We start from the raw sequence: 17373 nt of genomic DNA, 5'->3' as shown, positions 1-17373 counted from the left end.
AGGCAAGAACCGCCCTTTGAACCAAAAGCAACAGGAGAGAATGAAATGACAACAAGACGCAAATTCCTGACCACAGCCGCATTGGCAGGCCCCGCCGCACTGTCCACGCCCGCTATTGCGCAAAGCACCATTCGCTGGCGTATGCAAACCTATGCCGGTGCCGCGCTGGGCGAGCATGTGATCAAGCCTGCCGTGGACATGTTCAACAAGATCGCCGGCGACAAGATGCAGATCGAGCTGTTCTATGCCGATCAGATCGTTCCGACCGGAGAACTGTTTCAGGCGCTTCAACGCGGCACGCTGGACGCAGTGCAGTCGGATGACGACTCCATGGCCTCGCCGACCGAAGTCACGGTGTTTGGCGGCTATTTCCCTTTCGCCTCTCGCTACTCTCTCGACGTGCCGGTGCTGTTTAACCAGTATGGCCTGAACGAGATCTGGGACGCTGAATATTCCGCCGTCGGTGTGAAGCACATCAGCGCTGGCGCTTGGGATCCCTGCCATTTCGCCACCAAGGACCCGATCAACAGTCTCGCCGATCTGCAAGGCAAGCGCGTGTTCACCTTCCCGACAGCTGGACGTTTCCTTGCGCAATTCGGCGTCGTCCCCGTCACCCTGCCTTGGGAAGATATCGAGGTCGCGGTCCAGACCGGCGAGCTGGACGGGATCGCTTGGTCGGGCATCACCGAGGATTATACGGTCGGCTGGGCCGATGTGACCAACTACTTCCTGACCAACAACATCTCGGGCGCATGGGCCGGATCGTTCTTTGCCAATATGGATCGCTGGAACGAATTGCCCGAGGACATGCAGACCTTGTTCCGCGTCTGCTGCGACCAGTCGCACTACTATCGCCAGTGGTGGTATTGGGGCGGCGAGGCGAACCTGCGCGTCAACGGCACCAAACTCCAACTGACCAGCATCCCTGACGAGGAATGGAAAACCGTCGAAGATGCTGCGCTGGTCTTCTGGGACGAAATCGCATCGGAATCCGAGGTCAAAGCCAAGGTGGTCGAGATCTTCAAGAAGTATAATGCCGACATGCAGAAGGCCGGACGGCCCTATCGCTACACCTGATATCTCTTGCGGGCAGGCGTGGCCTGCTCAAGGATCACAGGCGGCCCCGGCACTTGTGCGGGGCCGTCTGCGGGAACGGCAGACGACACAAAGACATAAGGGAGGCCACGACATGGCCGGATTGATGACATTCGAGGCCCTGAAATCCGCTGTTGCTGCGGGGACTGTGGATACGGTTCTGGCCTGCATCGTGGATATGCAAGGACGCCTGCAGGGCAAGCGTTTCGTGGCGCAGCATTTCATCGACAGCGCGTGGGAAGAAACTCATTGCTGCAATTACCTGCTGGCGACCGATATAGCCATGGCCACGCCCGATGGCTATGCCGCGACCAGCTGGCAAAAGGGCTATGGCGATTACATGATGAAGCCGGACCTTGGCACGATCCGTCCGATGCCTTGGCTCGAGGGGACGGTCATGGTGATGTGCGATGTGATGGATCATCACGGCCATCATGAAATCGCCCACTCCCCCCGCGCGATGCTGAAGAAGCAGATCCAACGTGTCGAGGCGCTGGGCCTGACACCGATCATGGCGACCGAGTTGGAGTTCTTCCTGTTCGCGCGCTCCTTCAAGCAGATCGCCGCTTCTGGATTCCGTGATCTGGAGCCGATCAGCAACTATAATGAGGATTACAACATCCTCCAGACCACGCGAGAGGAGCACGTGATGCGTCCTCTGCGCAATCACCTCTATGCCGCAGGGATCCCGGTCGAGAATTCCAAGGGCGAGGCTGAGGCCGGGCAGGAAGAGCTGAACATCCGCTATGCGCCCGCGCTGGACACCGCCGATCACCATACGATTGCCAAGCACGCAGCCAAGGAAATCGCCGACCAACACGGGCATGCCGCCAGCTTCTTGCCGAAATGGCATCAGGACCGTGTCGGCAGTTCGTCTCATGTCCACCAGTCCTTATGGAAGGACGGCGCGAATGCGTTTTTTGATCCGGATGCCGAACACGGCATGTCCGATCTCATGCGGAAATACATGGCCGGGCTGATCCGCTACGCCCCCGATATGACCGTGTTCATGGCCCCCTATATCAACAGCTACAAACGCTTCTCCAAAGCCACCTTCGCGCCGACCAAGACGGTCTGGTCCGTGGACAATCGCACGGCCGGGTTCCGCCTGTGTGGTGAAGGCAGCAAGGCGATCCGCGTGGAGTGCCGCATTCCCGGCTCTGATATGAACCCCTATGTTGCCATGGCCGCGATGCTGGCCGCCGGTCTGGCCGGGATAGAAGAAGGGCTGGAGTTGCAGCGCCCCACCACGGGTGACATCTATCAAGCGGCACAAGGCGGCGAGATCCCCAAGACCCTGCGCGATGCGGTGGATACGCTGCGCCATTCCAAAATGCTGCGGGCCGCGATGGGCGATGACGTGATCGACCATTACACCCGCGCCGCCCTGTGGGAGATCGAAGAGTTCGACCGGGTGGTGACCGACTATGAAATTGCCCGTGGCTTCGAGCGGGCCTGACTGGAAATGACCAAGATGATCAGATGTATCTCGCCGATTGATGGATCAGTTTATCTCGAGCGTCCCGCTTTGTCGCTGGATGCCGCACAAGCCGCCGCGGCGCGCGCGCGCGCCGCGCAGAAGGGATGGGACGCGCGCCCCTTGGCCGAACGCATCGCGCTGGTCCTCAAGGCCGTCGAGCATGTTGGTGCCATGAACGATGTGATCGTGCCGGAACTGGCGCATCAGATGGGTCGCCCCATCCGCTATGGCGGCGAATTCCGCGGCTTCAACGAACGCGCGCAGTATATGGCCGAAATCGCGCAAACCGCCCTCGCCCCCATCGTTCTGGAAGACAGCGCCGCCTTCAAACGCCACATCACGCGCGAGGCGCATGGCGTTGTTCTGGTCATCGCGCCGTGGAACTACCCTTACATGACCGCCATCAACACCGTCGCCCCCGCCCTGATCGCGGGCAATACGGTGGTGCTCAAACACGCAAGCCAAACCCTCAAGGTCGGTGAGCGTATGGCCGAGGCGTTTCATGCCGCTGGCATCCCGGAGGAAGTATTCCAGAACGTCGTGCTGGATCACGATACGACATCCGCACTGATTGCGGCGCGTGCCTTTGATTTCGTGAACTTCACCGGATCGGTCGCCGGTGGCCGCGCCATTGAACGCGCCGCGGCGGGCACCTTTACCGGGCTGGGGCTGGAACTGGGCGGCAAGGACCCCGGCTATGTCATGGAAGACGCCGATCTGGACGCCGCCGTCGATACGCTGATGGATGCGGCTATGTTCAACTCGGGGCAGTGCTGCTGCGGGATAGAACGCATCTATGTGCATGAGAGCCTGTTTGACGCTTTCGTGGAAAAATCAGTTGCGCTGGTATCCGGCTACAAGCTGGGCAATCCGCTTGATCCCGAAACCACGCTTGGCCCGATGGCGCAGGTGCGGTTCGCCGATCTGGTGCGGGCGCAAACCGCCGAGGCTGTCGCCGCAGGCGCGAAAGCCCTGATCGACCCCACGCTTTTCCCGCAGGATGGCGGCGCTTACCTGATGCCGCAAATCCTGATCAACGTTGATCATTCCATGCGTGTGATGCGAGAGGAAAGCTTTGGTCCCGTCGTCGGGATCATGCCGGTGAAGGACGATGCCGAGGCGCTGCGCCTGATGAATGACAGCGATTATGGCCTGACAGCTTCCCTCTGGACCGCTGATGTGGATCGCGCCGAACGCCTTGGCGCACAGATCGAAACCGGCACGATCTTTCTGAACCGCGCCGATTATCTGGACCCTGGTCTGTGCTGGACCGGATGTAAGGACACCGGACGCGGCGGCGGGCTGTCGGTGATCGGCTATCATAACCTGACCCGCCCAAAATCCTACCACCTGAGGAAACAGCAATGACTCTGCGCGCCAACTGGTCCTATCCCACCGCCATCCGTTTCGGGGCGGGCCGTATCTCTGAACTGGCCGAGGCTTGCGCGGCAGCGGGTATCCGCAAACCCCTGCTGGTGACCGACAAGGGGCTGTCCAGCCTGCCCATCACCGCCGCCACGCTGGACCTGATGCAGGCCGCTGGTCTGGGCCGTGCCATATTCGCCGATGTCGATCCCAACCCGACCGAGATCAACCTGAACGCCGGTGTCGCCGCCTACAAGGCAGGCGGACATGACGGGGTGGTCGCCTTCGGCGGCGGCTCGGGCCTTGATCTGGGCAAGGCGGTGGCCTTCATGGCGGGCCAGACCCGGCCCGTCTGGGATTACGAGGACATCGGCGACTGGTGGACCCGCGCCGATGCCTCTGCCATCGCGCCCATCGTGGCGGTGCCGACCACGGCGGGAACAGGGTCCGAGGTGGGCCGCGCATCCGTCCTGACCAATTCGGTCACGCATGAGAAAAAGATCATCTTCCACCCAAAGATCCTTCCCTCTGTCGTGATCTGCGATCCGGAACTGACCGTGGGCATGCCAAAGGCGATCACGGCGGGCACGGGCATGGATGCTTTCGCCCATTGCCTTGAGGCCTATTGCTCGCCGCATTTCCACCCTATGAGCCAAGGAATTGCGCTGGAAGGGATGCGGTTGGTCAAGGAATATCTCCCGCGCGCCTATGCTGATGGCACCGATATAGAGGCCCGCGGCCAGATGATGGCGGCAGCAGCGATGGGGGCCGTTGCGTTCCAAAAGGGCTTGGGCGCGATCCACGCGATCAGCCATCCTATCGGGGCGGTGCATAACACGCATCACGGCACCACGAATGCGGTGGTGATGCAGCCCGTTCTGCGCTTCAACCGCGCTGCGATTGAGGATCGGATTGAGCAGGCCGCAGCTTACTTGGGCATTTCAGGCGGGTTCGACGGCTTCTATGCCTGTGTGGGTGCCCTGAATGCAAAGCTTGGGATCCCCGCCAACCTGACCGCCCTTGGCGTCACGAACCCAGACTTGGCGGCATTGACAGCCTCGGCCCTGCAAGACCCCAGCACCGGTGGCAATCCGGTCGAAATGACAGCCGAGAACACGCGGGCCTTGCTGGAAGCGTGCCTCTGAAAATCGGAAAAACCCGGGGCCGCCGACTGGCTGCCCCGGGTTTGGTCCTCAGTCGATCTCTTCCGGCAGAACCAGATTGAGGATGATCGACAAACCTGCAGCAGGCAGCAGCCCCGATGTCAGCAGGATCTGAAGTGTTTTCGGCAGATGTTGCAGCGCGGTTGGCTCCAGCTGCAGGCCCAGACCCACCGACAGCGACACAGCAAAGATCACCATGTTCCGGCGGTTCCAGCTGACATCCGACAGCATGTTCACACCTGCCGCACAGACCATGCCAAACATGACGATCACACCGCCGCCCAGCACGTTGATCGGCACGGTCGATACAATGGCCCCGAACTTGGGCACCAGACCGCAGACGATCAGGAAGATCGCGCCGATGGTCACGACATGGCGACTCATCACGCCGGTCATGCTGATCAGACCCACGTTCTGGCTGAAGGATGTGTTGGGCAACCCGCCAAAGATGCCGGCCACGGCTGTGCCCACGCCGTCGGCATAGGTGGCACCCGTGATCTCGCGGTCCGTCGCTTCGCGCCCCGCGCCGCCCTTGCAGATACCCGATACATCGCCCACGGTTTCAATGGCAGAGATCACCGCCATGAAACACATGCCGATAATAATGGCGGTGTTGAACTCGATGCCCCATCTGAAGGGCGTCGGCAATTCGAACATACCCGCGCGGGCCACGTTGCCGAAACTTACCTGCCCCATGAGATAGGCAACCACATAGCCCGCGATCAGGCCGATCAGCACGGCGGCGACCGACATCATCCCGCGCGTGAAGAACTTGAGCGCAAGGGTGACCACGATGACCACCAGCGCAGGCGTCCACATCGCCAATGATCCGAATTCAGGCTTGCCCATCAAGGGCACACCGCCCGCCGCATATTGAATGCCTACCTTGACCAGCGCCAGACCGATCATCAGCACGATCAATCCTGTCACCAGCGGCGGCAGGGCAAAACGAAGCTTGCCTATGAAGGTGCCCAGAAAGACATGGAACAGCCCGCCGATGGCAACACCTGTCATCAGCCCGGCCAGCCCCGCGGTGCCCTGCCCTGCAACGGCCGGGATCATCACGGGCAAGAAGGCGAAGGACGTGCCCTGCACGATGGGCAAACGCGCGCCGACGGGGCCGAAACCGATGGTCTGGAACAGCGTGGCGATGCCTGCGAACAGCATGGACATCTGGATCATGTAGATCATGTTCGGGAAATCGGGCGAGTTCGAGCCAAAGCCAAATCCTGCCGCACCCGCCACGATGATGGCAGGCGTCACGTTTGATACGAACATGGCCAGCACATGCTGGATGCCCAGTGGCACGGCCTTGGCAAGGGCCGGAGTATAATTTGGGTCGCGCAATTGGTCGGGCGTACCCAGCGAGGTGTCAGCCATCCCTGAAGTCTCCTTGTTGATATGATGGGGTGAGCCCTCTTGGCGGGGCCTTGCGGTTCAGCGCGTGATGATGCGGGGCACCTCAAGCGGGAATTCCTGTAGGTTCGGCGTGGCGCCGATCCGGTCGATAACGGCAAAAAGGCCAGGGGCGTGCAGCGGTGTCAGCACACCATGCCACGTGCCGCGATGCAGGTTGACCCCCTGACCGGGAGCCGCGATGAAAGCCGTGATCCGGCCGGGCTGGCCTGCGTCATCTTCGGCCACGATCACCAGCCAATCGGTCATGCTCATCGGAATGAAGGCTTGCGATCCGTCGGGATGCCGCTCCAGCAGATCAAGCGTGTAGGGCAGGCTGCGCGGTTCCGCCTTGAAAACACTGATGCCCGCGCGCCCCTCGAGGCCAAAATCAAGCTGCGCGCGGTCGTGCCAACGGCCGCAAAAGCCCTGATTGATCATCTTGTCCGCTTGCCCCTCCGCCTCAAGCACATCGCCATAGGGTGCGAAATCCTGTGCCGTCAAAGGGCGGGCCGTGATCGTGGTCTGCATCGGAACCTCCTGTGACGGTGCGCGGGCGGAATTTGAGTATTTGAAGAACAGTGAAGCGGCGGTCAGAGCGTCAGGGACACGTGGCGGTTCACATCCTTGTAGAGAAGGTAGCGGAAATCCTCGGTCCCCGTGGCGACGCAGGCCTGCGGGCAAAAGGCGCGCAGCCACATGAAATCGCCGGGGCCGACCTCGACCCAGTCGGTGTTCAGCAGGTAGCGCGCGGTACCTTGCAGCACATACAGCCCGTGTTCCATGACATGGGTTTCAGCGAAGGGGATCAGCCCGCCGGGTTTGAAGGTCACGATATTCATATGCATGTCGTGGCGCAGGTCGTTGGGTTCGACAAAGCGGGTGGTGCCCCATTTGTCCGTGTTGGGCATCCAGTTGACCGGGGTTTGCTGATCCGAGGTCACGAAGGCCGTCGGATGGTCGATCCCCGTTGCTGCGACATAACGTTTGCGGATCCAGTGGAACTGAAGCGGCACATCGCCGGGATTTGCCAAGGACCATTTGCTGCCTGCCGGGATATAGGCGTAGCCACCGGCCGACATGTCATGGTTTGCCCCGTCGATGGTCAGGCGCATCTGGCCGCTGGCAACAAGGATCGTGCCTTGCGCGCCGCGATCAGGTTCGGGTGTGTCACTGCCACCGCCCGGAGCCACCTCAACCGCATACTGCGCGAAGGTTTCGGCAAACCCAGACAACGGGCGCGCGATGATCCAGGCGCGGGTGTCAGACCAGCCGGGCAAAAGGCTCGCGGTGATGTCGCGCATCGTATTGGCTGGGATGAAGGCATAGGCGGTGGTGAAAACGGCCTTGCCGTCGGGCATCACATCCTGTCCGGGCAGGCCACCGGGGGGAAAGGCATAGGTCACAGCATATCCTCGAGTCTCAGGCGCGCGATCCGTTCGACCTGTGCGCAGGCGGTGGTGAATTCGGTGGCGCGGTCATTATTCAGCCGCGTCTCAAAGGCGGCCAGGATGCTGGCCTTGGTGTTGTCGCGCACCGCGATGATGAAGGGAAACCCGTGCCGCGCGACATAGGCGGTGTTCAGTTCCGTGAAGCGCGCGCGTTCGGCATCGGTCAAGGCGTCCAGCCCGGCGCTGGCCTGTTCGGCGGTGGACTCTGCTGTCAGTCGCTTCGCTGCGGCCAGTTTGCCCGCCAGATCGGGGTGTGCCGTCAAAACGCCAAGCCGCTCTGCCTCGGTGGCCGAGCGGAACATCCGCGCAAGCGCGTTGTGCAGACCCGCAGGAGTGTCATGGGCAGGCCCAAGTTCCAGTTCCCAGGCACGTTCGGCGATCCATGGCGAATGTTCGAAAATACCACCAAACTTGGCAACGAAATCTGCCTTTTCCATCTGGCTCGGACGAAGACGGCGCTGATGCGGATGGATTGCCGCCCAATGCCGGGCGATGTCGATGCGGCGCGGACACCAGACCCCGTCAAACTCTGCGATATAGTCGATAAAGCGTTTCAACCCTGCCAGCTTGCCCGGGCGTCCGATCAGGCGGCAGTGCAGTCCCACGGACATCATCGCAGGCCGGCCCTCAACACCCTCGGCATAAAGGGTATCAAAGGCATCCTTGAGGTAGTCGAAGAACTGCCCGCCTGTGATGTAGCCGGGGGCGGTGGCAAAACGCATATCATTGGCTTCCAGCGTATAGGGGATGATCAACTGGTCACGATCCCCGACCTCCAGCCAATAGGGCAGGTCGTCATCATAAGTGTCACTGATCCAGTCGAAGCCGCCTTCCTCAGCCACAAGCCGCACGGTATTGGCCGAACAGCGACCGGTATACCACCCGCGCGGGCGTTCGCCGACTACCTCGGTATGCAGGCGGATCGCCTCGGCAATCGCGGCGCGCTCCTGATCTTCGGGCATATCGCGGTGTTCGACCCATTTCAGCCCGTGGCTCGCGATTTCCCAGCCGGCAGACTTCATCGCCTCGACCTGTTCGGGGCTGCGCGCAAGGGCCGAAGCAACACCGTAGACGGTGACCGGAATCCCTGCCCCGGTGAACAGGCGATGAAGGCGCCAGAACCCGGCCCGCGCGCCATATTCATAGATCGATTCCATGTTCCAGTGCCGCATGCCGGGCCAGGGTGCTGCCCCCGCAATGTCGGAGAGAAAAGCCTCGGACGCCGCATCACCGTGAAGGATGGCATTCTCGCCCCCCTCTTCGTAATTCACCACGAATTGAACGGCGACCTTCGCGCCGCCGGGCCATTGGGCCAGCGGCGGGTGCGCGCCGTATCCGATCATGTTGCGTGGGTAGCGGTTCATGGGTCTTCCTCGCTTGGCTGAACAGAACTCTATGACAGGATGGTCAGTTGGATTATCAAGAAATCCGATAAAGACTTATGCGATAATCGGCGCGCGGCATTTGCCCCTGTCCTGCGCTATGGCTTGGGCTAGACTGCCCAGCAAGACCGCAGAAAAGGAGCGCTTCATGGCCCAAGGATACCTGACCACTCATGTGCTGGATACCGCAAGGGGCTGCCCTGCGGCTGGCTTGGCCATCGACCTTTACCGGATCGAGGAGGGCGCGCGCGTGCATCTGGCGCGCAAGGTCACGAATGACGATGGACGCACCGACGCGCCAATTCTGCCGCAAGGTCAGTTCGCGGAAGGCGTTTATGAGTTGGAGTTTCACGCGGGCGCCTATCTTGACGCAACCGGCACACCGCCGGAAGCGCCGCGCTTTCTTGATATCGTCCCGATCCGCTTTGGGATCTCGGATGCGGCTGCGCATTACCATGTGCCTCTGCTGCTCTCGCCCTTCGGCTATTCCACTTATCGGGGAAGCTGAGCCCCCCGGATGGACAGTTGCCCGCGCGCGGGATATTCAGCGCGCATGGCCCAGACGAAATCAGACCCCAATTACAAGGTGATCGCCGAGAATCGCCGCGCGCGCTTTGATTACGCGATCGAAGAAGATATCGAATGTGGTATCATTCTTCTGGGCTCCGAGGTGAAGTCGCTGCGCGAGAACGGGGCGAATATCGCGGAAAGCTATGCCTCGGTCGAGGATGGTGAACTATATCTGATCAACGGCTATATCGCACCATTCCAGCAGGCCCGCGTATGGAAGCATGAAGAGCGTCGGCGCCGCAAACTGCTGGTCTCGCGCAAGCAACTGGCGCATCTTTGGAATGCCACGCAACGCAAGGGTATGACGCTGGTGCCGCTGGTGATGTATTTCAATGACCGTGGTCTGGTGAAGCTGAAGATCGGCGTCGCCAAGGGCAAGAAGAACCACGACAAGCGCGAGACCGAGGCCAAGCGCGACTGGGCCCGCCAGAAGCAACGCCTTCTGAAAGAGGGCTGATATCGCCTGAAAACAGGGGTTTTGGCCGTAGATGGCCCGCCCTTTGACTTGCCAGCCTCTGACCCCCGATGTAGGCAGGGCAAGACGCATCAACAGGGGGTTTCCCATGGCACTTGATGATCCCAGAACGCTGGTGTCCACCGATTGGCTGGCCGCACATATGAAGGACCCGGATCTGCGGATTCTGGATGCGACCTATTTCATGCCAGGCGATCCGCGTGACGCAAAGGCCGCCTATGCCGCCGCTCATATCCCCGGCGCGCGTTATTTCGACATTGACGATATCAGTGATCACCGGTCGGACCTGCCGCATATGGCCCCGCCGGTCGAGAAATTCATGTCCCGCATGCGCGCCATGGGCGTGGGCGATGGGCATCAGGTTGTGGTTTATGACGCCGAAGGCCTGTTTTCAGCCGCGCGCGTCTGGTGGCTATTCCGCCTGATGGGGCAGATGGATATCGCCGTGCTGGACGGTGGTTTCCCGAAATGGCTGTCTGAGGGCCGCGAGGTCGAGGATATGGCCCCGATGGTGCGCGACCGCCACATGACCGTCCGCCGCCAGAACCAGATGGTCAAGGATGTGACTCAGGTGTCGGCGGCCTCGAAGCTGGGGGACCACGAGATCGTGGACGCCCGCGCCGCCGAGCGTTTCGCCGGTGAGGTGGACGAGCCGCGACCCGGCCTCCGCAAGGGGCATATCCCCGGATCCAAAAGCCTGCCGTTCAAGAACCTGCTGAATCCTGATGGCACGATGCTGGACGTTGACGGTCTGCGTGCGGCTTTTGCCACAGCAGGCGTGGACCTGTCCAAGCCGGTGATCACCACCTGCGGGTCCGGAGTGACCGCCGCCATCCTCAGCCTTGCGCTGGAACGGATCGGCAAGACCGACCATTCGCTTTATGACGGGTCATGGTGCGAATGGGGTGCATTCCCCACATTGCCCGTCGCAACCGGAAAGGCCTGAAAACGCATGTTTTCCAATCTGAAAGAACATCCCGCCGACAAGATCCTTGCGCTGATGCAGCTGTACAAGGACGATCCTCGCCCGACCAAGATCGACCTTGGTGTCGGTGTTTACAAGAACGCGGAGGGGGTCACTCCGGTGATGCGTGCGGTCAAGGCCGCCGAGCGAAAGCTGGTGGAAGAGCAGACGACGAAATCCTATGTCGGGCTGGCGGGTGATCCGGCGTTTTCCGATGTGATGATCGATCTGGTGCTGGGCGGGGCCGTGCCGCGCGACAGTATCGCCGCTGCGGCCACGCCGGGCGGCACAGGTGCCGTGCGGCAGGCGTTCGAACTGATCCGCATGGCGAACCCGCAGGCGCGGGTGTTCGTCTCCAACCCGACATGGCCGAACCATGTAACCATCTTGAATTATCTGGGGATTGAGGTTGTCGAATACCGTTATTTCGACGCCGAGTCCCGTGGCGTCGATTTCGGCGGCATGATGGCCGATCTGGCCGATGTGCGCGCGGGTGACGTGGTGCTGTTGCATGGATGCTGCCACAACCCGACGGGTGCCAACCTGAACCTGACCGAATGGAAAGCCGTGGTCGATCTGCTGCTGAAAACGGGCGGCGTGCCGATGATCGACATCGCCTATCAGGGTTTTGGTGATGGGCTGGACGCTGATGCACAGGCCGTCCGGCTGGTTGCGTCCTCAGTGCCGGAATGCCTGATCGCGGCAAGCTGCTCCAAGAATTTCGGGATCTACCGCGAGCGGACGGGTTTGCTGATGGCGGTAGCGCAGGACAAGGGGCTGCGCGGGTTGACGCAGGGCTCGCTCAACTTCCTGAACCGGCAGAACTTCTCCTTCCCGCCCGATCACGGCGCCCGCGTGGTGACCGAAATCCTGCAGGACGCCACGCTGCGCGCCGATTGGGCGAGCGAGCTTGAGGAGGTCCGGCTCTCCATGCTCGACCTGCGCAAGCAACTGGCGGCAGAGTTGCAGCGCCAGTCCGGGTCGGATCGTTTCGGCTTTATCGCGCAGCATCGCGGCATGTTCTCACGCCTTGGCACGACGCCTGAAATGGTCGCCCGCCTGCGCGAAGAACACGCGATCTACATGGTGGGCGACAGCCGCCTGAACATCGCGGGGCTGAACAAGACAACCGTGCCGATCCTGGCCAAAGCCATCGTGGATTGCGGGATCTGACCAATGGCAGGGCGGGATTATCCCGCCCTTTTCATTCTGCCTCGACCGCGCGGGAACACCAGTAGGATATGATCGCATTGCGCGACATGCCCCGCCTGAGCGCGACCTTGTCGATCTGCGCCAGCAGATCAGCATTGAACCGCAGCGCCACCGGCACTTTGACCGCACGCTGCGGCACCTCGGGCAGCTTTTCAGCCTTGTCCTCAGACTTCTTCGATTTCTTTGCCATAGCCATATCCCATCGTAATGATGGGCCATGTATATCATAAATTCACCGTCCGAGCATGAAAAAACCCCGGACCCATGGCCGGGGTTTCATCTGTTATCGAATGGGATCAGTTGATCAGACCGGCAAAGCGCATCGCGTCATCCATGCGCGCTTTGACCCCGTCGGTCAGACCGACCAAGGGCAGACGCACCTCGTCGCTGCACAGTCCCAGACGCGACAAGCCATATTTCGCGCCCGCAACACCGGGTTCCGCAAATATCGCCTCATGCAGGGGCATCAGACGGTCCAGCAGCGTTAGCGCCGTCGTATAATCGCCCTTCAGCGTGGCCGTCTGGAACTCGGCGCACAGACGCGGCGCGACATTCGCGGTCACGGAAATACAACCAACTCCTCCATGGGCATTAAAGCCCAAGGCCGTGGCATCCTCACCTGACAACTGGACGAACTCTGCCCCGCAAGTCATGCGCTGCTTGGGCACACGGCTCAGATCGCCGGTCGCATCCTTGACGCCTACAATCCGCGGGAGTTTGGCCAGTTCGCCCATCGTGGCGGGCAGCATATCCACGACCGACCGGCCGGGGATGTTGTAGATGATGATCGGCAGATTGCAGCAATCATGGATCGTCTTGAAATGCGCGATCAACCCGGCCTGCGTCGGCTTGTTGTAATAGGGCGTCACCACAAGTGCTGCATCGGCGCCCACGGCCTCGGCATGCTGGATCAGGCGGATACCCTCGGCGGTGTTGTTCGACCCTGCGCCCGCGATCACAGGGATACGCCCGGCGGCAGCCTTGACCACCTCCTCGATCACGATCTCATGCTCGCGGTGGGTCAGCGTCGGGCTTTCGCCGGTCGTTCCAACGGGTACCAACCCGTGCGAGCCTTCGGAGATATGCCATTCCACAAGTTTCTTGAGCGTCTCGATATCCAGCGCGCCGTTCTTGAACGGCGTGATGAGGGCGGGAATGGACCCCTTGAACATGACACGCTCCTTTGCATTGCATGACGGCATGTTGCCGCCGGTGAATGGACTTCGACCAATCCTGTCGCCAACGTGAATTGAAGCTGCGGACTCGGGGATATAGTCTGGTGCTGTCTATCCTTTGTCCCTCTGGAAAATGCAAGAGATGTTGCGAAAAGCGATCCTTACGGCCACGCTTGCCGGCTTGTTCATGACCACTGCCGCGCCGGCCCAGACACCGGGTCCGCAGCCGCTGGCGTCGGCCATGGCGGCGGTCCGGGCGGGCAACTGGGACAATGCCGCAGCACTGGCAGGTCGGGCCGGTCCTGAGGCGGTGACGTTGGTCGAATGGCACCGTCTGCGCGCCGGTCGTGGCACACCGGACGAAGTATTGCGTTTTCTGGAACGTCATGCCGACTGGCCCGGCCTTGCCTTGCTGCGACGCCGCTCGGAAGAGGCGTTCGTGACGGCAACCGACGCGCAGGTCTTGCAGTTCTTCGCTGGTCAGGCCCCACAGACCGGTGCAGGCGTCTTGCGCCATGCTGCCGCCTTGCGGGCTACGGGGCAATCGGGTCTGGCCGATGCGTCCATTGTCGAGGCTTGGCGGACCTTGAGCCTTGATGAGCCGGTGCATCAGGCCTTTCTGGCGGGCTATGGGACTCTTCTGGCGTCTCATCACGCGGCGCGATTGGACATGACGCTTTGGCGCGGGTTGACCAGTGACGCCGAGCGGATGTTGCCGCTGGTCGATGCGGACCGGCGCGCGCTGGCCAACGCCCGCTTGGCGCTCAAGGCTCAGCGGGATGGGGTGAACACGCTGATCGACGCCGTTCCGGCCGCGTTGAAATCCGATCCAGGTCTGGCCCATGACCGTTTCAACTGGCGCATCCAGAAAGGCCTGACCGAAGGCGCGATCGAACTTCTGCTGGAACGGTCCGCATCGGCCGCGCTTTTGGGTGATCCACAACGCTGGGCTGGCTGGCGCAGCTATCTGGCGCGCGCCCAGATGCGCGAGGGAAAGTCGGATGTGGCCTATCGTCTGGCGGCGTCACATCAACTGACCGAGGGGTCAGACTACGCCGATCTGGAGTGGCTGGCGGGCTATATCGCGCTGACCTATATGAAGGATACCGATCTGGCACTGGATCACTTCCAGAGGTTGCGGATGGCCGTAACCACGCCGATCTCTTTGGGTCGCGCGGGCTACTGGATCGGACGCGCGCAAGACGCGGCGGGCGATCCCGAAGGTGCCGCGCAAGCCTATGCCGAAGGGGCACAGCATCAGACCAGCTTTTACGGTCTGTTGGCTGCTGAACGTGCGGGATTAGCACCCGACCCCGTGTTGCGCGGGGCAGATGTGCCACCTGACTGGCGCAATGCCAGCTTTACAGGTTCCTCGGTCTTTCAGGCCGGACAGCTTTTGCTCCGCGCCGGCGAATTGGGTCTTGCCGAGCAGTTCTTCACCCATCTGGCCGAGGGGCTGGATGCCACCGGACTGGCACAATTGGGCGAAATGGCGCTGGACCTGAACGAGTCGCATCTGGCCGTGATGATCGGCAAGGCCGCTGCCGAAAAGGGCATCGTCCTGCCGCGCCCCTACTATGCGCTCCATCCGATGCGGGACATGCGACTGCCTGTGCCGGTCGAGTTGGCAAAGTCGATCGCCCGCCGTGAAAGCGAATTCGATCCCGGCGTGGTCAGCGGTGCAGGTGCGCAGGGGTTGATGCAGCTGATGCCGGGCACAGCCGCAGAAGTGGCGCGCGATCTTGGGCTTGCCCATGACGCGGCGCGCGTGCTCTCGGACTGGGCCTATAATGCGCGTCTGGGCAGCGGCTATCTGGCTCGGCTTGGTGCGGATTTCGGTGGCAATGTCGTTCTTGTCTCAGCCGCCTATAACGCCGGTCCAAGCCGCCCCATCCGTTGGATGACCGAACAGGGCGACCCGCGCGGCATGAGCGCCGAGCAGGTGGTGGACTGGATCGAACACATCCCGTTCCGCGAAACGCGGAACTATGTGATGCGTGTGGCCGAGTCCTTGCCGATCTATCGCGCGCGCTTGGGCCGTGATCCGCATCCTGTGCCCTTCAGTCGCGAATTGTCAGGCGCGACGGTTTTGCCGCTCGCGCCATAGGGTGAACAGGCCCGCCGCCACGATCAGAGCCGCACCGATGGCGACATTGGTGCGGATCGTCTCGGAAAAGACCACGATTCCAAGGACCGACACAAAGACAAGCTGCAGATAGGCGAAGGGTTGAACCGCGCTGGCTTCGGCCACCTCATAGCATTTGATCAAGAGCCAGTGTCCCAGCGCGCCAGTGATGCACAGCAGCCCCATCCAGCCCCAGTCAGGGGCGGTCATTGGTTCCCAAAACCAGATACCGACGCTTGTCATGGCCAGTGACCCCACGGTGCCAGTCCAGAAAAAGCTGGTGGCGGTGCTGTCCTTGCGCGCAGCATAGCGGGTGAGGAGGCCATAGAGCGCGAACATCAACGCAGCGAGAAGCGGCACGATCGCCTCGATCCGAAAGACACCGAAACCCGGTTGCAGGATGATCAGCACACCGATGAACCCTACACCGATGGCCGCCCAGCGCCGCCAGCCGACTTTCTCTCCAAGGACCGGGCCTGACAGAGCCGCGATCAGCAAGGGATAACAGGTAAAGACAGCGTGGCTTTCAATAAGGCCAAGCAGTGTGAAGGCCAGCACCATCACGCAGATCTCGGTCACCAGTAGAACTGCCCGAAACGCCTGAAGGATCGGCTGCGAGGTCTTGGCCGCTGCCCGCAGTCCGCCTGCCTTGCGCGCGGCGATGGACATGACGAACGCGGCAAAGAACCAGTAGCGGATCATGATGACCATGAAAACGTTATACTCCCCCGCCAGATGGCGCGAAATTCCGTCCTGCATGGCGAACACGAAGGTGGTCGCGATCATCAACAGGATGCCAAGGCGGGTGTTCTGTTCGGTCATTCGTTGGCCTTCCGCGCCACGGTCATATGTCTCTTGCTGCCGTATCCCTGCTGTCGGGTCACGTCAAACCCTGCCGCTTGCAAGCCGCGCCGGACGAAACCGGCGGCAGTATAGGTGGCGGCTGTGCCGTCCGGCGCTGTATGCTTGCCAACCTCGGCCAGAAGGTCCTCGCCCCACATCTCGGGGTTCTTGGCGGGAGAAAAACCGTCAAGAAACCAAGCATCCGCCTGTCCCTGCCAGAGCGGAAGGGTTTCGCGCGCATCGCCCTGTATCAGGGAGAATTTCAGATCGGGCAGAACGAACGTATGGGGGCTGTCGTGCCAGAATGGCGACAATTCCTCGGCCAGTAAAGCAAGTTCGGGAAAGGCGCCTTGCGCGCGTCGCATCTCAAGCGCGGTCATGGGATAGGCCTCGAATGTGGTGAAGTGCAACTGGCCGCGTTGACCTGAGCCGCGCCACAGATGCAGCGCCGCCAACAGGTTCAGCCCGGTGCCAAAGCCAAGCTCGGCAATATGGAACCCGTCGCGAAAACGGGCGGGCAGGTCATTGCCCGCCAGAAACACATGCGATGTCTCGGCCAGCCCGCCCTGCAACGAGAAATATGGATCGTCAAACCGGGTCGAGACGGGCAGGTCGCCGTCGCGCCAAGCGATCTGTGCGGACTGGTCTTGCACGGGGGCATCCCTTAGGAAGGGCAAT

General features: G+C 61.5%; 17 protein-coding genes. 9 read left to right on the top strand and 8 right to left on the bottom strand.

Translation table 11 applies throughout. From position 1 onward, the window contains the following. The first annotated feature begins 45 nt into the window (after positions 1–45). The 4 genes from PVW27_RS05005 (at position 46) to PVW27_RS04990 (ending at position 5085) form a co-directional block, all read left to right on the top strand. Positions 46–1077 carry a TRAP transporter substrate-binding protein gene (locus tag PVW27_RS05005; protein ID WP_274555673.1) on the top strand — a complete coding sequence of 344 codons (1032 nt, stop codon included), beginning with the start codon at positions 46–48 and terminating at the stop codon, positions 1075–1077. Positions 1078–1189: 112 nt separating this feature from the next. Continuing rightward, positions 1190–2554, top strand: a complete 1365-nt coding sequence (locus PVW27_RS05000) for a glutamine synthetase family protein (RefSeq protein WP_274555672.1) — start codon at positions 1190–1192, stop codon at positions 2552–2554. 15 nt (positions 2555–2569) lie between these two features. After that, positions 2570–3943: an aldehyde dehydrogenase family protein gene (locus PVW27_RS04995; RefSeq protein ID WP_432762045.1), complete on the top strand. Its 1374-nt coding sequence runs from the start codon at positions 2570–2572 to the stop codon at positions 3941–3943. Beyond that, positions 3940–5085: an iron-containing alcohol dehydrogenase gene (locus PVW27_RS04990; RefSeq protein ID WP_274555668.1), complete on the top strand. Its 1146-nt coding sequence runs from the start codon at positions 3940–3942 to the stop codon at positions 5083–5085. The genes PVW27_RS04995 and PVW27_RS04990 overlap by 4 nt, the downstream gene beginning before the upstream one ends. A gap of 48 nt (positions 5086–5133) precedes the next feature. On the opposite strand, the gene PVW27_RS04985 is transcribed toward PVW27_RS04990, so the two are convergent. The 4 genes from PVW27_RS04985 to puuE form a co-directional block, all read right to left on the bottom strand. After that, positions 5134–6483: a uracil-xanthine permease family protein gene (locus PVW27_RS04985; protein WP_274555665.1), complete on the bottom strand. Its 1350-nt coding sequence runs from the start codon at positions 6481–6483 to the stop codon at positions 5134–5136. Positions 6484–6540: 57 nt separating this feature from the next. Further along, positions 6541–7029 carry an ureidoglycolate lyase gene (locus PVW27_RS04980; protein WP_274555663.1) on the bottom strand — a complete coding sequence of 163 codons (489 nt, stop codon included), beginning with the start codon at positions 7027–7029 and terminating at the stop codon, positions 6541–6543. A gap of 62 nt (positions 7030–7091) precedes the next feature. Further along, the gene (locus PVW27_RS04975) at positions 7092–7904 is read right to left on the bottom strand and encodes a bifunctional allantoicase/(S)-ureidoglycine aminohydrolase (protein WP_274555661.1); all 813 of its coding nucleotides are present in this window, start codon (positions 7902–7904) and stop codon (positions 7092–7094) included. Beyond that, complete coding sequence (gene puuE / locus PVW27_RS04970) at positions 7901–9313, bottom strand: allantoinase PuuE (protein WP_274555659.1); 1413 nt, start codon at positions 9311–9313, stop codon at positions 7901–7903. The genes PVW27_RS04975 and puuE overlap by 4 nt, the downstream gene beginning before the upstream one ends. Positions 9314–9479: 166 nt before the next feature. Here puuE and uraH point away from each other — a divergent pair, with 166 nt between their 5' ends. From uraH to PVW27_RS04950, 4 genes are all read left to right on the top strand, one after another. Beyond that, positions 9480–9839, top strand: a complete 360-nt coding sequence (gene uraH / locus PVW27_RS04965) for a hydroxyisourate hydrolase (RefSeq protein WP_274555657.1) — start codon at positions 9480–9482, stop codon at positions 9837–9839. 45 nt (positions 9840–9884) lie between these two features. Further along, positions 9885–10358 carry an SsrA-binding protein SmpB gene (gene smpB / locus PVW27_RS04960; protein WP_274555655.1) on the top strand — a complete coding sequence of 158 codons (474 nt, stop codon included), beginning with the start codon at positions 9885–9887 and terminating at the stop codon, positions 10356–10358. Positions 10359–10464: 106 nt separating this feature from the next. Continuing rightward, positions 10465–11322, top strand: coding sequence for a 3-mercaptopyruvate sulfurtransferase (gene sseA / locus PVW27_RS04955; protein ID WP_274555653.1), 858 nt, complete (start codon positions 10465–10467; stop codon positions 11320–11322). A gap of 6 nt (positions 11323–11328) precedes the next feature. Then, positions 11329–12513: an amino acid aminotransferase gene (locus tag PVW27_RS04950; RefSeq protein WP_274555651.1), complete on the top strand. Its 1185-nt coding sequence runs from the start codon at positions 11329–11331 to the stop codon at positions 12511–12513. Positions 12514–12544: 31 nt separating this feature from the next. Here the strand turns inward: PVW27_RS04950 and PVW27_RS04945 are convergent, their stop codons facing one another. Both PVW27_RS04945 and dapA read right to left on the bottom strand, forming a co-directional pair. After that, the gene (locus tag PVW27_RS04945) at positions 12545–12742 is read right to left on the bottom strand and encodes a hypothetical protein (protein WP_274555649.1); all 198 of its coding nucleotides are present in this window, start codon (positions 12740–12742) and stop codon (positions 12545–12547) included. Between the two features lie 106 nt (positions 12743–12848). After that, complete coding sequence (gene dapA / locus PVW27_RS04940; protein WP_274555647.1) at positions 12849–13724, bottom strand: 4-hydroxy-tetrahydrodipicolinate synthase; 876 nt, start codon at positions 13722–13724, stop codon at positions 12849–12851. 190 nt (positions 13725–13914) lie between these two features. Here dapA and PVW27_RS04935 point away from each other — a divergent pair, with 190 nt between their 5' ends. Further along, the gene (locus PVW27_RS04935) at positions 13915–15834 is read left to right on the top strand and encodes a lytic transglycosylase domain-containing protein (protein WP_274555645.1); all 1920 of its coding nucleotides are present in this window, start codon (positions 13915–13917) and stop codon (positions 15832–15834) included. On the opposite strand, the gene PVW27_RS04930 is transcribed toward PVW27_RS04935, so the two are convergent. Beyond that, positions 15802–16674, bottom strand: coding sequence for a DMT family transporter (locus tag PVW27_RS04930; protein ID WP_274555644.1), 873 nt, complete (start codon positions 16672–16674; stop codon positions 15802–15804). The genes PVW27_RS04935 and PVW27_RS04930 overlap by 33 nt on opposite strands. Next, the gene (mnmD, locus tag PVW27_RS04925; RefSeq protein ID WP_274555642.1) at positions 16671–17348 is read right to left on the bottom strand and encodes a tRNA (5-methylaminomethyl-2-thiouridine)(34)-methyltransferase MnmD; all 678 of its coding nucleotides are present in this window, start codon (positions 17346–17348) and stop codon (positions 16671–16673) included. Before mnmD ends, PVW27_RS04930 begins: the two co-directional genes overlap by 4 nt. Between the last annotated feature and the right edge of the window lie 25 nt (positions 17349–17373).

The sequence above is a fragment of the Seohaeicola sp. 4SK31 genome (assembly GCF_028802875.1).
Classification (GTDB): Bacteria; Pseudomonadota; Alphaproteobacteria; order Rhodobacterales; family Rhodobacteraceae; genus Seohaeicola.
Note: the sequence above shows the minus strand (reverse complement) of the source record. Positions and strands in the feature narration are given on the sequence as shown.

What these genes read in the sequence shown, in the direction of transcription:
- PVW27_RS04980 (WP_274555663.1), bottom strand. Translation starts at nt 7,029, where the DNA reads ATGCAGACCACGATCACGGCCCGCCCTTTGACGGCACAGGATTTCGCA.
- uraH (WP_274555657.1), top strand. Translation starts at nt 9,480, where the DNA reads ATGGCCCAAGGATACCTGACCACTCATGTGCTGGATACCGCAAGGGGC.
- PVW27_RS04930 (WP_274555644.1), bottom strand. Translation starts at nt 16,674, where the DNA reads ATGACCGAACAGAACACCCGCCTTGGCATCCTGTTGATGATCGCGACC.
- PVW27_RS05005 (WP_274555673.1), top strand. Translation starts at nt 46, where the DNA reads ATGACAACAAGACGCAAATTCCTGACCACAGCCGCATTGGCAGGCCCC.
- PVW27_RS05000 (WP_274555672.1), top strand. Translation starts at nt 1,190, where the DNA reads ATGGCCGGATTGATGACATTCGAGGCCCTGAAATCCGCTGTTGCTGCG.
- PVW27_RS04985 (WP_274555665.1), bottom strand. Translation starts at nt 6,483, where the DNA reads ATGGCTGACACCTCGCTGGGTACGCCCGACCAATTGCGCGACCCAAAT.
- sseA (WP_274555653.1), top strand. Translation starts at nt 10,465, where the DNA reads ATGGCACTTGATGATCCCAGAACGCTGGTGTCCACCGATTGGCTGGCC.
- PVW27_RS04995 (WP_432762045.1), top strand. Translation starts at nt 2,570, where the DNA reads ATGATCAGATGTATCTCGCCGATTGATGGATCAGTTTATCTCGAGCGT.
- dapA (WP_274555647.1), bottom strand. Translation starts at nt 13,724, where the DNA reads ATGTTCAAGGGGTCCATTCCCGCCCTCATCACGCCGTTCAAGAACGGC.
- PVW27_RS04935 (WP_274555645.1), top strand. Translation starts at nt 13,915, where the DNA reads ATGACCACTGCCGCGCCGGCCCAGACACCGGGTCCGCAGCCGCTGGCG.
- PVW27_RS04990 (WP_274555668.1), top strand. Translation starts at nt 3,940, where the DNA reads ATGACTCTGCGCGCCAACTGGTCCTATCCCACCGCCATCCGTTTCGGG.
- puuE (WP_274555659.1), bottom strand. Translation starts at nt 9,313, where the DNA reads ATGAACCGCTACCCACGCAACATGATCGGATACGGCGCGCACCCGCCG.
- PVW27_RS04945 (WP_274555649.1), bottom strand. Translation starts at nt 12,742, where the DNA reads ATGGCAAAGAAATCGAAGAAGTCTGAGGACAAGGCTGAAAAGCTGCCC.
- smpB (WP_274555655.1), top strand. Translation starts at nt 9,885, where the DNA reads ATGGCCCAGACGAAATCAGACCCCAATTACAAGGTGATCGCCGAGAAT.
- PVW27_RS04950 (WP_274555651.1), top strand. Translation starts at nt 11,329, where the DNA reads ATGTTTTCCAATCTGAAAGAACATCCCGCCGACAAGATCCTTGCGCTG.